This is a genomic window from Hymenobacter lutimineralis, assembly GCF_008271285.1.
Taxonomy (GTDB): Bacteria; Bacteroidota; Bacteroidia; order Cytophagales; family Hymenobacteraceae; genus Hymenobacter; species Hymenobacter lutimineralis.
The window spans coordinates 80,412-94,528 of sequence record NZ_VTHL01000021.1 but is presented as its reverse complement, the minus strand read 5'-3'; the positions used below and the strand labels follow the sequence as shown (position 1 = coordinate 94,528).

General features: G+C 57.7%; 13 protein-coding genes and 1 tRNA gene. 9 read left to right on the top strand and 5 right to left on the bottom strand.

What is annotated here, in order from left to right; all coding sequences use genetic code 11:
* Positions 1–335: 335 nt before the first annotated feature.
* From FY528_RS17255 to FY528_RS17245, 3 genes are all read right to left on the bottom strand, one after another.
* Positions 336–409, bottom strand: a tRNA-Arg gene (locus tag FY528_RS17255).
* A gap of 126 nt (positions 410–535) precedes the next feature.
* A complete protein-coding gene (locus FY528_RS17250) occupies positions 536–1,261 on the bottom strand; it encodes a TVP38/TMEM64 family protein (RefSeq protein ID WP_149072270.1) in 726 nt (241 codons plus the stop codon).
* Between the two features lie 110 nt (positions 1,262–1,371).
* Positions 1,372–2,226, bottom strand: coding sequence for a DUF2167 domain-containing protein (locus FY528_RS17245; protein ID WP_149072269.1), 855 nt, complete (start codon positions 2,224–2,226; stop codon positions 1,372–1,374).
* Positions 2,227–2,454: 228 nt separating this feature from the next.
* On the opposite strand from FY528_RS17245, the gene FY528_RS17240 reads away from it, so the two are divergent.
* Positions 2,455–3,594 carry a cystathionine gamma-synthase gene (locus FY528_RS17240; RefSeq protein WP_149072268.1) on the top strand — a complete coding sequence of 380 codons (1,140 nt, stop codon included), beginning with the start codon at positions 2,455–2,457 and terminating at the stop codon, positions 3,592–3,594.
* A 95-nt stretch (positions 3,595–3,689) separates the two neighbouring features.
* Positions 3,690–4,418, top strand: a complete 729-nt coding sequence (locus FY528_RS17235; RefSeq protein WP_262384046.1) for an SGNH/GDSL hydrolase family protein — start codon at positions 3,690–3,692, stop codon at positions 4,416–4,418.
* Positions 4,419–4,520: 102 nt separating this feature from the next.
* Here the strand turns inward: FY528_RS17235 and FY528_RS17230 are convergent, their stop codons facing one another.
* A complete protein-coding gene (locus tag FY528_RS17230) occupies positions 4,521–5,534 on the bottom strand; it encodes an OmpA family protein (protein WP_262384045.1) in 1,014 nt (337 codons plus the stop codon).
* A gap of 186 nt (positions 5,535–5,720) precedes the next feature.
* Here FY528_RS17230 and FY528_RS17225 point away from each other — a divergent pair, with 186 nt between their 5' ends.
* From FY528_RS17225 to FY528_RS17195, 7 genes are all read left to right on the top strand, one after another.
* Positions 5,721–6,770: a class I fructose-bisphosphate aldolase gene (locus FY528_RS17225; RefSeq protein ID WP_149072267.1), complete on the top strand. Its 1,050-nt coding sequence runs from the start codon at positions 5,721–5,723 to the stop codon at positions 6,768–6,770.
* A 163-nt stretch (positions 6,771–6,933) separates the two neighbouring features.
* Positions 6,934–7,806, top strand: coding sequence for an acetyl-CoA carboxylase, carboxyltransferase subunit beta (gene accD, locus FY528_RS17220; RefSeq protein WP_149072266.1), 873 nt, complete (start codon positions 6,934–6,936; stop codon positions 7,804–7,806).
* 251 nt (positions 7,807–8,057) lie between these two features.
* Entirely contained in the window at positions 8,058–8,798 is a 741-nt protein-coding gene (locus tag FY528_RS17215) for a YiaD family glycine zipper/OmpA-like lipoprotein (RefSeq protein ID WP_232066412.1), read from the top strand.
* Between the two features lie 288 nt (positions 8,799–9,086).
* Positions 9,087–9,794, top strand: a complete 708-nt coding sequence (locus FY528_RS17210; protein ID WP_149072265.1) for a YiaD family glycine zipper/OmpA-like lipoprotein — start codon at positions 9,087–9,089, stop codon at positions 9,792–9,794.
* Positions 9,795–9,918: 124 nt separating this feature from the next.
* Complete coding sequence (locus FY528_RS17205) at positions 9,919–10,677, top strand: endonuclease III domain-containing protein (RefSeq protein WP_149072264.1); 759 nt, start codon at positions 9,919–9,921, stop codon at positions 10,675–10,677.
* Between the two features lie 254 nt (positions 10,678–10,931).
* Positions 10,932–11,915 carry a radical SAM protein gene (locus FY528_RS17200; protein WP_149072263.1) on the top strand — a complete coding sequence of 328 codons (984 nt, stop codon included), beginning with the start codon at positions 10,932–10,934 and terminating at the stop codon, positions 11,913–11,915.
* Between the two features lie 113 nt (positions 11,916–12,028).
* On the top strand, positions 12,029–12,541 hold the full coding sequence (locus FY528_RS17195) for a gamma carbonic anhydrase family protein (protein WP_149072262.1): 513 nt from the start codon (positions 12,029–12,031) through the stop codon (positions 12,539–12,541).
* A gap of 68 nt (positions 12,542–12,609) precedes the next feature.
* On the opposite strand, the gene FY528_RS17190 is transcribed toward FY528_RS17195, so the two are convergent.
* Positions 12,610–13,941: a hemolysin family protein gene (locus tag FY528_RS17190; RefSeq protein ID WP_149072261.1), complete on the bottom strand. Its 1,332-nt coding sequence runs from the start codon at positions 13,939–13,941 to the stop codon at positions 12,610–12,612.
* Positions 13,942–14,117 lie beyond the last annotated feature (176 nt).

Sequence of the window (14,117 nt, the reverse complement as noted above, 5' to 3'; positions counted from 1 at the left end):
GCAAACACGATCTGCGCCTCGGTAAACTTCGTCTTTTTCATGGCACGTGTCTCTTGGTTTTAAGGTACGACAAGTGCCTGATTCCTCTACTTTACAGCGGTCCAGTTTGCTGGGAGGAGGTCACTTGCTGCTTGGCTGAAGGCATCACAAAAGAAAAGGGGTTTACTTAAATGGTCGTTTTAAGTAAGGTAATCTATTCGAATATGCTTTAAGCAGGTGCCTTACAGTCGCTGGTAAATTCTCCTGGTCAAAACACGTTTTAGGCTATGTGTGCCGCCCAAACTGCCACCCGGAAATAAAAAAGGCCTCTAGCGCAATGCTAGAGGCCTTTTTTGTGGTCGCATAAGGAGTCGAACCTTAAACCTTCTGATTCGTAGTCAGATGCTCTATCCAATTGAGCTATGCAACCAAGTGCCAGACCGGAAACGTTTTTCCGTTTTGGTTGTGCAAAGATAGCAGGGTAAGTCTGGGCTATGCAAGCATGGAGCGGCTTTTTGGCTGCTTTTTTTGTAAAAAGACTGCAAGATGCTGAATTTCAGCTGTCATTTTGCAGGTCTTTTTCCGCGCCCTTTTTCAGCACGCGCTTCAGGGCCCGGGTAAACAGGTAGTAAAGCCCAAAGGCGGATACAGCCAGCAGCAAGGCCACCAGTACTTTTCCGGCCGTGCCCGTTTCCGGGTCCTGAATCAGCAGCAATACGTCCTGGGCTTTTGTGCCCAGCCAGTAGAAAAAGACGGTGCGGGGCAGCATGCCTACAACCGAAGCCGTAAGAAACTGCCGGCGCGGCACACCTACCACCGCCAGAATAAAGGTGATAAGCGCAAAGGGCAGGACCGGCGACAGGCGGGTAAGCAACACTAGGCGCCAACTGTCGCCACGCAGCTCGTGCATGACGGCGTGGGCCTTGGGAAAGCTCTCCAGCAGCCGAATGAGCTTGCCTTTATCGAGGGAAGTAGCCAGCATGTGTCCGAACAGGGCGGCCAGCATGTAGGTGAGCAGCATGCCAGGGAAGCCGGCCCAGTCGAAGTAGAAGGCGGTGATGAGTACCACCACGGTGGTGTGCGTGAGGGCCAGCGTCATGGCTATGGCTACTACAATAAAGTAGAGCAGCATCTGCCAGGCAGTGGGGTGGACCAGCAACTCGCGGTTGTGATGCAGCACCCAGGCCAGGGCGCTGTCGCCGAGCAAAGGCATGACGGCCAGTAGCACCAGCAAGGCCAGCGTGGATTTGTTCTGGTGAAAAAGCTCTTTCAGGAATGCCATAGGCAGCGTAAATACAAACGGGCCGGCTGGAAACAGCCGGCCCGAAGGTAGAACGAAAGAACGAGGCAAAAAGCTGCGCAAGTGGTGGCCCTTGGCTTGACGGTGGCCGCCTATTCGTCGGCGGTCTTGCTGCCAAAGAACCGACGAATGGCCGTCCAGCCACCTGCTACTAACGCCAGAATCACCTTCCAGAACTTGGCAAACAAGGCCAAAGCACCCACTTTCGCCAGCACTTTGCCCGCAACTAGGCCTCCAATACCGTAGGCAGCTACTTCGTCGATGCTGGGGTTGAAATCGGCGTACTGCTGGCCTTTGGCAAACGCTACGCTTTTGATAATGCTCGGAATAGTACGGCGGATTTCGGGCAGCTGGGGCATGCTGCCAATAGCGTTCAGGTTGAGTACGCCTTTGCGGCCCAAAAGACGCACGTTGTAGTTGAGGGTAGTTTCGGAGGTGCCGCTGAAGCGTAGCTCCTTAGCCCAGTGCAGCACGTTTAGCTTTGGGTCGTAGTAGGGTTTGGCGGCCCAGCCAATGAGCAGCACGCGCCCAAAGCCGGCCTCTTCCCGCTCGGCATTGGCGGCTTCTGTATCGTCCTGCATTTCCTTGAGCAGGTCGTCGTAGTCGATGTCGGCGGCATCGTCGTCCTCCACGTAGCCCGAGGGGTCGTACTCAATATCGAAAGCCCAGTTGTTGTCCGACAAAGGGCCCCGGTCGTCGGGCAGCAGCATGCCGAGGGAGCCGCCTTCGGGGTTGCCCCAGAGCTTGGTCAGCACGTAGTTGCTTTGCTCGGCGTCAAGAAAGCGGAAGCCCTTGGGAACATCAAGCGTACCTAAGTTATCGGGCAGAACGATATGCCCGGTCTGGTAGTGCAGGGTGGCATGCACCGAATCGACGTAGGCTTTTTCACGGTCAACGGAATCGGCAGGAGCGGGAGCGGCCGCAGTAGTTAGTTGCAGGCCTACCATTGTAGCGAGAAGTAGAAGTCTTTTCAAGCAGTAATAGGTAACGTGTGAATAGGTATAACCGGGCAAGATACCGTAGCTGAGGCCTATATTCCAAAGGCAACCTGCTTATTTCCTGGGGAAAATAGCGGCCTCGGTTCCTGCCGTTTTCCGGCCCCGGCACCTCTGCCTAAACCCTCCTACCTTTGTGGCAGTATTCCTCAGATTCCGCCGAACCCCAGTCCCCCCCTTATGAAATTCGGAACCAAAGCCATTCACGCCGGTGTGCATCCCGACCCCGAAACCGGGGCCATTATGACGCCGATTTACCAGACCTCGACCTACGTGCAACGCTCCCCCGGCGACCACAAAGGCTTCGAGTACTCCCGCACCCACAACCCTACGCGTAGCCAGCTCCAGGATGCTTTGGCTGCCCTCGACAACGGTAAGCATGGCCTGGCATTCGCCTCGGGCATGGCCGCCATCGACTGCATCGTGAAGCTGCTGCAGCCCGGCGACGAGGTCATCAGCACCAACGACCTGTACGGCGGCTCTTACCGGCTGTTTACCAAAGTATACGCGGCCTACGGCATCAAATTCCACTTCGTGCCCATGCACGACATGACGGCCGTGGAAGCCGCCGTGACGGAACGTACCAAGCTGATTTGGGTGGAAACTCCTACCAACCCGCTGCTGAACGTTATCGACATTGCGGCGGCCTCAGCCGTTGCCAAAAAAGCCGGGGCCCTGCTGGTAGTTGATAACACCTTCTCCACGCCCTACCTGCAAACCCCGCTGGAGCTGGGCGCCGATATGGTGATGTACTCGCTCACCAAGTACATGGCCGGCCACTCCGACACCGTAATGGGCGCCGTGGTGGTGAACGACGACGAGCTGCACCAGCGCCTGAGCTTTTACCAGAACGCCTGCGGGGGCACGCCCGGCCCCCAGGACTGCTTTCTGGTGCTGCGCGGCCTGAAAACCCTGCACGTGCGCATGCAGCGCCACTGCGAAAATGGCCGCAAAGTAGCCGAGTACCTCAAGGCCCACCCCAAAGTGGAGAAAGTGTTCTGGCCCGGTTTCCAGGATCATCCCAACCACGAGGTTGCGGCGCGGCAGATGCGCGACTTTGGCGGCATGATTTCCTTTGTGCTGAAAGGCGACCGGAAAGAAGATGCCGTTGCTACCCTGGAGAAGTTTCAGCTGTTTTCCCTGGCCGAAAGCCTGGGCGGGGTAGAAAGCCTCTCGGGCCACCCAGCTACCATGACGCACGCCAGCATTCCGGCCGAGGAACGCCGCAAAGCGGGCCTTTCCGACTCCCTGATCCGGCTTAGTGTAGGCATTGAGGATGCCGAGGACTTGATTGAGGATCTGGCCCAGGCAATCGGGTAAGCGGCACTATCTGGTGCTCGATAGAGTTAAGCGAAAGGGCTGGCCAATCTAGGCCGGCCCTTTTTGGCGTATAGAAGTCTATGCTTTCTGCTTCCATGAGCAAACCGATGCGTTTCCTGTTTGGGCTGTTGCTGCTGCTCGCCTTTGGCTGCACCTCTGCACCCGTAGCGCCCGCCCCAACGGGTGGCCCGGCCACCACGCCCCTGCCAGGACCGGGGCAGCCGGGCATCGAGTACCTTGCCCTCGGCGACTCCTACACCATCGGGGAAGGTGCGGCGGCCGAAGACCGTTGGGGCGTGCAGCTTTCCCGGCAGGCCCAAGCGCAAGGCCTGAACCTGCTCACCCCCGATATCATTGCCCGCACCGGCTGGACTACCGCCGAGCTGCAGCAGGCCATTCGGGCCGCCAACGTGCAGAAGACCTATGGCCTCGTGTCCTTATTAATTGGGGTAAACAACCAATACCGCGGCCTGCCGCTGGCCGCCTACCGCACCGAGTTTCGGCAGCTGCTGCAAACGGCCGTGACGTTTGCCGGCGGGCGGTCTGGCCGCGTAATCGTGCTATCTATCCCCGACTGGGGCCGCTCGCCCTTTGCCAGGGGCCGCGACCAAGACAAGATTTCCGGCGAAATCGACCAGTTCAACGCCGTGGCGAAAGAAGAGTGCCAGCAGGCCGGCGTAGCCTATGTCGACATTACTCCGCTTACCCGCAGCGCCGCCGGGGACATGAGCCAGTTTACCAACGATGGGCTTCACTACTCGGGCAAGCAGATGGCCCTCTGGGCCCAGCAAGCTTTACCCACGGTGCATAATTTGCTGAAATAGGGGAGTCGCTCTACTACTCGTCTGACCAGAATTTCAGTTCCTGACACACAAAGCCCCGCTTGGTGCCTAAACCAAGCGGGGCTTCTTGTTTGCTGCGCTGCCTTATTTGTTGCCGGCGGAAGAGTTGGAGTCCAGGATCTGGAACAACTCATCGAGCTTGGGCGTGAGAATGATTTCCGTCCGCCGGTTCATGGCCTTGTTGGCGGGAGTGTCGTTGGCTGATACGGGCACGTACTGCGCGCGGCCTGAGGCCGTGACGCGCTCCGGCGCCACCCCATTGGTAGAGAGGAGGCGGGCTATTTCCGTGGCCCGTAGCACGCTCAGGTCCCAGTTGTCCTGCATGCCCGCGGTGCCTTTCAGAATCGGTACGTTATCGGTGTGGCCTTCTACTACTACGTTCACATCTTTCTGCTCCTGGAGCACGGTGGCCAGCTTCTTCAGCGCCTCCTGGCCCTTGGGGTCTACTTTGGTGGAGCCGGACTTGAATAGCAGTTGCTCAGAGAGGGACACGTATACTTTGCCGTCCTTCATTTTCACCTGCAGGTCGCTGGCTTTAAAGGAGAGCAAGGCGTTGCTGACCTTGGCTTTCAGGTCGTTTACGGCTTTGTCCTTGTCGGCCAGGGCCTGCTGGAGCTCCGCCAGGCGCGCTTCCCGCACTTTCAGGTCAGCATTGAGCTTGTCAATATCGGCTTTGCTGCGGTTGAGCGTAGTTTCCAGCTCGCCCAGCTCGGCCTCGCGGCGGGCCAGGTCGCGGGCTACTTTGTTATAGTCGTCGGCTTTGTTGGCCAGGGCGCGGTCCGAGTTCTTCAGCAGCTTATCGTAAGAATCAGTGAGCTGGGTGTAGAGCTGGCGGGTGCGGCGCAGGGCATTGCCCGTTTGAGCGGAGTCTTCGGCCAAGCGGCGGTTTTGCAGCCGGAGCTCGTTTATACTGTCCGTCGACTTTTTAAGCTCCGCCACGGCCTCGCGCTGCTGCCGCTCGGCCGTGGCCAACGACTGCTCCGTGGCTGCCTGCCGGGCGCGGAGGTCGTCGTATTTTTTGGAGGCTACGCAGCCCGGCAAGAAAGCAGCCGAAGCCAGCGCGCCGAGTAGGAGAAGGGCAGAGGAAGTGTTTTTCACAACGAGAGCGTGAGGTGAGTGCTGTAAGTAGGTGGCTCCTGGAACAGGCCACGGAATGATTGCCAAGGTAGCTACTTACACCGGGTTGGCGCAATCGGCCAAGTTGGGAGCTGTGCCAGTGAAAATTCGCTACTATCTTTGAGCCAAGTTTTTCACCCAATTATCCACCCTTTACCTTTCCCACCCATGGCTGCCGTAGCTCCCCACAGCGCCGAAATTGAAGCCCTGCTTCAGCACACGTGTACCACCATTCCGCAGAGCCAGCTGCATGTGCCCGGCCCCGATTTTATCGACCGTTCTTTTGTAGGCTCCAGCCGCCCGCCCCAAGTGCTGCGCAGCCTCGGCCAGCTGTATAATACCGGCCGTCTGGCCGGCACCGGCTACATGAGCATTTTGCCCGTCGACCAAGGCATTGAGCACACCGCTGGCGCTTCCTTCGGGCCCAACCCCATGTACTTCGACCCCGAGAACATCATCAAGCTGGCGCTGGAAGGCGGCTGCAATGCGGTGGCTACCACGTTCGGCACGTTTGGGGCCGTAGCCCGCAAGTACGCCCACAAGATTCCGTTCTTGGTAAAAATCAACCACAACGAGCTGCTAACCTACCCCAATAAGTTCGACCAGATTATGTTCGGCTCGGTAGAAGAAGCCTGGAACCTGGGCGCGACGGCAGTAGGCGCTACCATTTATTTTGGCTCCGAGGAGTCGGGGCGGCAGCTGCAGGAAGTAGCGGCCGCGTTTGCGCGGGCCCACGAGCTGGGCATGGCCACGGTGCTGTGGTGCTATACCCGCAACAACGCCTTCAAAACGGCCGACAAGGACTACCACGTTTCTGCCGACCTCACCGGCCAGGCCAACCACCTGGGCGTAACCATCGGGGCCGACATCATTAAGCAGAAGCTACCTGAAAACAACGGCGGCTTCGCGGCCCTTAAGTTTGGCAAGACGCACAAGGCCATGTACGAAACCCTGGCGGCCGATAACCCCATTGACCTGACGCGCTACCAGGTAGCCAACTGCTACATGGGCCGAATCGGCCTGATCAACTCCGGGGGCGAAAGCAAAGGTGCCACCGACCGCGACGAAGCCGTGCGCACCGCCATCATCAACAAGCGCGCCGGGGGCCAGGGCCTGATTTCGGGCCGCAAGGCCTTCCAGCGCCCTTTTGCCGAAGGAGTAGAGCTGCTCCACGCCATCCAGGACGTGTACCTCGATCAGTCGATTACGCTGGCCTAAGCGGCAAATCGGCATTAATCCTGAAACAATACCTGCGGGAAGTCAGCAATGGCTTCCCGCTTTTGCGTAATTTGGATGCTACCTTTGTCACTATCGGCCGAGGTTCCGACGTATGGACCCATCCGATTCTCTGCTTCCAGTACCTACTTCCCAGCAAATTTCCATGTCTTGGTTTAAGCGCGTAGAAAAAGGCATCGTTACCCCCACCGACCAGAAAAAGGAAACCCCGGATGGCCTGTGGTACAAATGCCCCGAGTGTAAAACGGTAGCCACCATGGCCGAGCACAAGCGCCTAATTTATACCTGCGCCAAGTGCAACTACCACGACCGGATCAACTCTGCCGAGTATTTCGAGGTCCTGTTCGATAACAACCAGTTCACGGAGCTCGATGAGCAGCTAACTTCCGGCGACCCGCTGCATTTCGTGGATACCAAAGCCTATCCGCAGCGCATAGCCGCTACCCAGCGCGCCACGGGCCTCAAGGATGCTGTGCGTACCGCTTATGGCCTGATGAACGGCCAGGATCTGGTAGTGGCTTGCATGGATTTCAAATTTATTGGGGGCTCCATGGGCTCCGTGGTAGGGGAGAAGATTGCCCGCGCCATTGACTATGCCCGTCAGCACCGCGTACCATTTCTGATGATCAGCAAATCGGGGGGGGCGCGCATGATGGAAGCCGGCTACTCCCTGATGCAGATGGCCAAGACCTCGGCCAAGCTGGCCCTGCTCTCCGAAGCCGGCGTCCCCTTCATCTCCCTGCTCACCGACCCCACCACGGGCGGCGTCACGGCTTCTTTCGCCATGCTGGGCGACTTCAACATCTCGGAGCCAGGCGCGCTGATTGGCTTTGCCGGCCCACGCGTCATCAAAGAAACCATTGGCAAGGACCTGCCCAAAGGCTTCCAAAGCGCCGAGTTCGTGTTGGAGCACGGCTTCCTCGATTTCATTGTTGACCGCAAGGAGCTCAAGCAGCAGCTGACCGATTTGTTGCAGATGGTGCAACCGGTTGCCCGTGAGGTGGTTGAAGCCAAGTAACCAAGCCAAAAGATAAGTTGACAGCTGCCGGACAAAAAAACGGCGAGCTTTTTGATTAGGGGCCCTTCAGGTGCGTATACGGCGCATCTGAAGGGCTTTTTCGGGTTTCTGCCGTAACTATGGCGGCATCAGGCTGCGGTGTATAGGCCGTTTGCTATGTTTGTCGAACATTTTTCCGCTGAAACCAGTAAGCACACCAAACTCCCGAATTTCCCGTTTCCCTTTTTTCTCTTTCACCAAGTTTCATGCAAATGAACTCACGTAACTCGATTCTCTCCTTGTTCATGGCCATGGTAATGTTCCTCGGCTCATGCGCATCTTCTAAACCGGCCAGCGACGGCAGCCTGCCCGAAGGCAATGGCTCGGGGGCCCGTAAAACCGGCATGAGCAAAACGGCTAAAGGCGGCATCATTGGCGCTGGCGCTGGCGCCGTAGCCGGTGGTGTACTGGGCCGCGTCATTGGTGGCAAAAATGGTACGGCCGCTGGTGCTATCATCGGGGCTACCGTGGGTGGTGCTACGGGTGCTGTGATTGGCCGCAAAATGGACAAGCAGGCCGAAGAGCTGCAGCGCGACATGGCGAATGCCAAAGTGGAGCGCGTGGGCGAAGGCATCAAAATCACCTTCGACTCTGGCATTCTGTTTGACACCAACAAGAGCGACCTGCGCGCAGCTTCGATGACGGAAATTCAGAAAATGGCCGAAGTCCTGAAGAAGTACCCCGACACCAACGTGCTGGTAGAAGGCCACACCGACAACTCGGGTTCCGATGCCATCAACCAGCCGCTGTCGGAGCGCCGCGCCCAGTCGGTAGCCAACTACACCATCACGCAAGGCGTAGACGCAGCCCGCGTATCCACGAAAGGCTATGGCTCTTCGCAGCCCGTAGCCGACAACACCACCGTGGAAGGCAAGCAGGCTAACCGCCGCGTGGAAGTAGCTATTTACGCCAACGAGAAGATGAAGAAGGCTGCCGAGCAAGGCAAGCTCTAATTTCTCTTCCGTTACCATAAAAAAAAGCCGCCTTATAAGGCGGCTTTTTTTTATGGTAACGGAAGGAAACTCGTCAATTATAAGACGTGATTTTAGGCTATTAAAACGCCTTTAATTGGATTAAAAAGGCACATTTTCTGGAAACGTTATCTGAGAAGATATTTCTGGCAAGGTGGTTGCAAACACTTCCGCAGCAGGCGCTGGTAGCTCCCCAAATCATGAGCAACCTATCCGGCCCGTGCCTCCTGTATTTTCTCACATTGTCTTTTCTTCCCTAACTCTCTTTCCATGAAAACGCACCGTTCTCCTTTTGCCCTGCTGCTGGCTTTGCTGATGCTGCTCACAGGCACCGTTTCATCGCAAGCTCAGACCACTACCAAAAAGCCGTGGAGTAAAACCGCGAAAGGCGCCGTAATTGGCGGCTTGGGCGGGGCCGCCGGTGGGGCCGTGCTGGGCCGCGTCATTGGTGGTAAAAAAGGCACTGCCAAGGGTGCCATCATCGGGGCCGCCGTGGGTGGCGCTGGTGGAGCCCTCATTGGGCGCCGCATGGATAAGCAGGCCGAAGAGCTCCGTAGAGAAATGGCCGGCGCCACCGTTGAGCGCGTGGGCGAAGGCATCAAAATTACCTTCAACTCTGGTATCCTCTTCGCCAAAAACTCCTCAGAGCTGACGGCTACGGCCCAGCAGAATATTGACGAGCTGGCCAAAACTCTCATCAAGTACGGCGACACCAATGTGCTGGTAGAAGGCCACACGGACATCAGCGGCAACGACGCCATCAACAACCCGCTTTCCATTCGTCGGGCTCAGTCGGTGGCGAACTATACCCAGCAGCAGGGCGTAGACGCCGCCCGCTTCACGGTAAATGGCTACGGCTCCCGCCAGCCCATTGCCGACAACTCCACGCTGGAAGGCCGGCAAGCTAACCGCCGCGTTGAAATTGCCATCTACGCCAATGAAAAGCTGAAAAAGGCGGCGGAACGTGGCGACATTTAGTCGGTATCCTTTCCCGTAAATTTCTCCTGAAATCCGGTGGTGCCTCCGTGGCGCCACCGGATTTTTTTATGCGTTTAAGAAAGGCCAGCGTAACCTGCCTCGTGGCGCGGGGGTACAACCCAGCATGCCTACCTCGTCCGTCACGTATACCGCCACGCCCGCCGAAAAAGCCTGGCAGGACCACTTACTGCTCAACGACTTTTACGGCCTGCTCGATGCGACTCCGCGGCGCACGCCCATGCGGGAGCTCATCAGCACCGTGTTGTCGCACCGCACCACCCACCGCGACGAGGAGCTGGCCTACGACCGAATGCTGGAAACCTTTAGCGACTGGGAAGGCGTGCTGCAGGCCCCCACGGCCGAGCTGGCCCACGCCATTCGCACCACCCGCTGGCCCGATACGCAGGCCCCGCGCATCCAGGAAATTCTGCGCCGCATCAAGGCGGAGCAAGGGGCTTTTACGCTGGATTTCCTGGCTGACTGGCCCGTAGAACAAGGCTTGGCGTGGCTGACCGACATGCCCGGCATTGGGCTGAAAACGGCTTCGTTGGTGTTGCTCTTCAACTTTCAAAAGCCCGTGCTGCCCGTAGATACGCACGTGCACCGCGTAGCCCAGCGTGTAGGCATGATTGGGCCGAAAGTATCCACGGAAAAAGCCCACCACGTGCTCCTTGAACTATTGCCCAAGGAAGCGGACGTGCTGCTCAACTTCCATAAGCACAACTACTGGCTGGGCCAGCACATCTGCTTTTTTGCCAAGCCCGATTGTCCCCGCTGCCCGCTGAAAGGCTTCTGCAACTACTATCTGGAGCACTATGGTCCGGCGGATGCCGCTGCACTGGCTGCTACGCCCCTGCAGTGGCAAGGCGAGAAGCTCCACTGACCGCCGATGAAACAGATGTAAAAAGCGGATGTAACGGATAAGGGACGGATAAAACGGGTGTGGATGGGTGAATAGCGAATGGTTTAACACACCAAGCGGCTATAAAGCGTGCCGTCGGTGGTATCTTTACCGGAAGATGGCGGCGGAAATTTCGCGTAGCCGTACTATCAGCCCCTGGTCTCCAAGGCGAGTACTAGCTGCGCTATCCGTTTTTACATCCGTTTTGATCTGCGGTCCAACTACATCTGGGGTCTATGCGTCTGGTTCGTCATCCGGTTCTGTGCAATTATTACGTCACGTACCGGTGTAACGCACGCTGCTCGTTCTGCGACATCTGGGAGAAACCTTCGCCCTACATCCAGCTGGAAGACGTAGCCCGGAACCTCCGCGACCTAAAAGCGCTGGGTGTTTCGGTGGTGGATTTCACGGGGGGGGAGCCGCTGCTGCACCGCCAGATCCACGAGTTTGTGGGGCTGGCGCACGATATGGGCTTTATCACCACGCTCACCACCAACTGCCTGCTTTATCCCAAATACGCCGAGAAGCTACGCGGCAAGGTAGATATGCTGCACTTCTCCCTGGATGCCTCGGAAAAGGAAGTGCACGACAAAGGCCGGGGCGTAGCCTGCTATGATTTTGTGCTGGAAAGTATCCGGGTGGCGCTGGAACTGGGTGAGCGGCCCGACATCCTGTTCACCGTGTTCCGGGAGAATATTAAAGATCTGGAAAAGGTCTACCAGGAAATTACTCAGCCCAACAAGCTGGTATTGATTCTGAACCCGGCGTTTGAGTACAACAGCGTGGCCACCGGGGAGCAGCTCACGGCCGAAGAGCTGGATTACCTGGCGGCTTTTGGCCGGCGCAAGGGCGTGTACCTGAACGAGGCCTTCATTCAGCTGCGCCGCGACGGGGGCAACCACGTAGCCGCCCCCGTTTGTCGGGCCGCCAGCACTACCCTCGTCATTTCGCCCAGCAACGAGCTGGTGCTGCCCTGTTACCACCTCGGCGAGCGGAAGTTCCCCATCGAGGGCCGGTTGCGCGAGCTGTATCATTCGGCGGAAGTACAGCAGCTGGCCGCCCTGGAGGGCCGCTTGCCCCAGTGCGAAGGCTGCACCATCAACTGTTACATGCAACCCAGCTTTGCCGTGGAGACCAGCAAGTACTTCTGGCAGGCCTTACCCAGCACCCTCAAGTACAACTGGGAAAAAGGCACCTGGAAACGCATGCTCACGCGCTGAGGTAAAGGTGAGCTACGAAACAAGGATATTGCTTCCTTGCGCTTCTTCGCAAGAACAGTATTTAGCACATTTTCCACATTCATTCCACATTAGCACATTCCCCTATTCCCTGCATGCCTGCTCTCATCCTGCCCGTCCACGGCGTCTTACCCCAGTTTGGCCCCGAGTGTTTTCTGGCCGATAATGCCACCATCATCGGCGACGTGGTGCTCGGGCAGGGCTGCACGGTGTGGTTTACCGCCGTCATCCGCGGGGACGTGAATAGCATCCGCATCGGCGACAAAACCAACGTGCAGGACGGCGCCATCATCCACTGTACCTATCAGCAAGCCGCTACCACCATTGGGGCCCGCGTCAGCATCGGGCACCGGGCCATTGTGCACGGCTGCACAGTGGAGGACGATGTGCTGATTGGCATGGGCGCCATTGTGATGGACCACGCCGTGGTAGGCACGGGCTGCATTATTGCGGCGGGGGCAGTGGTGCTGGAGAATACCCGCTGCGAGGCGGGCTACCTGTATGCCGGGGTACCGGCGCGCAAGATTAAGCCCGTGACGGAGGAGCAGCGCGCCGGCCTGGCCCGCACCGCCGATAACTACGTACGCTACGCCAGCTGGCTGCAGTAACTAGAACAGACTCAACGAAAAAGCCCGGCTGAATCCAGCCGGGCTTTTTCGTTGAGTCTGGGGAGAGGTTAGCCCTCCAAGGTTTCCTCGAATCCGCTTTCCCGCTCATCGGCGGAAGTGACGCGGAGCTGCACCAGCTCCACGGCGCGGCGGGAGCGTTGCAGCACCCGGAACTCGTAGTTGTCGAGCACGGCCACGTCGCCCACTTCCGGGATGTTGCCGTAAATCAGGTTGAGCAAGCCGCCTACGGTTTCGTAGTCTTCACCCTCGGGCAGCGGATACGGCAGGTATTCGTTGACGTCGGAAATGGCCGTGGCGGAGTTTACCCGAAACTCGGTGGGCGAAATTTTCTCCACCGCCGGTATTTCGTTGTCGTACTCATCCTGGATTTCGCCCACCAGCTCTTCCATGATGTCTTCGATGGTGACAATGCCCGAGACCCCGCCAAACTCGTCGGAGACAATGGCCATGTGGGTGTGCTTGCGCTGAAACTGCCGCAGCAGCCGGTTGATTTTTTTGGTTTCGGGCACGAAGTAGGCCGGCCGCATGATTTTGGCCAGCTCAATGGCCTCGTTGCGCCGGATGATTTGCAGCAAATCCTTCACGTAGAGCACCCCAATAATATTATCGATGTTGCCCTCATACACGGGAATGCGCGAAAATCCTTCGTTGTACACCATCTCCAGAATGCCATCCTGGGGCGTGTTCACGTCGATGGCCGAAATCTTGGTGCGCGGCACCATGATTTGCTTCACCATCCGGTCGTTGAACTCGAAGACATTCTCGATCAGCTCGTGCTCCGAGTCCTGAATTTCGCCGCTCTGCTTGCTTTGGTCCAGCAGCAGGCGCAGCTCATCGGCGGAGTGCGCATCGGAGCCGTGGGTGGCCTGGCCGCCAAAAAAGCCCGCTACGATGTTGGAAAGCCGGTCGAGCAACCAAATGAGCGGAAACATGACGAAGGCAAATGCCCGCAGCGGTATGGCAATAGCCAGGCTCACGTTTTCGGGCTTCTGAATAGCCAGCACTTTTGGCGCCTGCTCGCCCAGCACGATGTGCAGCACCGTGATGATAGAGAAGGAAGTAACCAACGAAATCTGGTGTACCGTGTTTGGCTCCAGCGTGATGTTGAACTGGTGCAGAATGGCCATAACCACCTCGGCCACCACGCTTTCCCCAATCCAACCCAGCGCCAGCGAAGCCAGCGTAATGCCGAGCTGCGTGGCCGATAAGTAGTAATTCAGGTCGTGCAGCATGTTCTGCACGAGCTTGGCCAGCCGGTTGCCGCCCTGTGCCTTGATGTCAATCTGAGAGATGCGGACTTTTACGAAAGCAAACTCCGCTGCCACAAAAAAGCCGTTCAGCAACACGAGCAGAACGGTAAGTAAGATGTTTAAGGCCATAGGTTCGGACACTGTGGCTCACGCGGCTCAGTATCCATATGTAGCACAAAAGTACGAGAATATAGGCAAGCGGTTGGGCCCCGGCGCGGGATTGGGGCCGTGGTTCGGCAAAAAGGGGCACTACGACCTGCAACCTCGCCTAAAAAATTGTGCTACTTCTTGCTGACCTTTGTTTA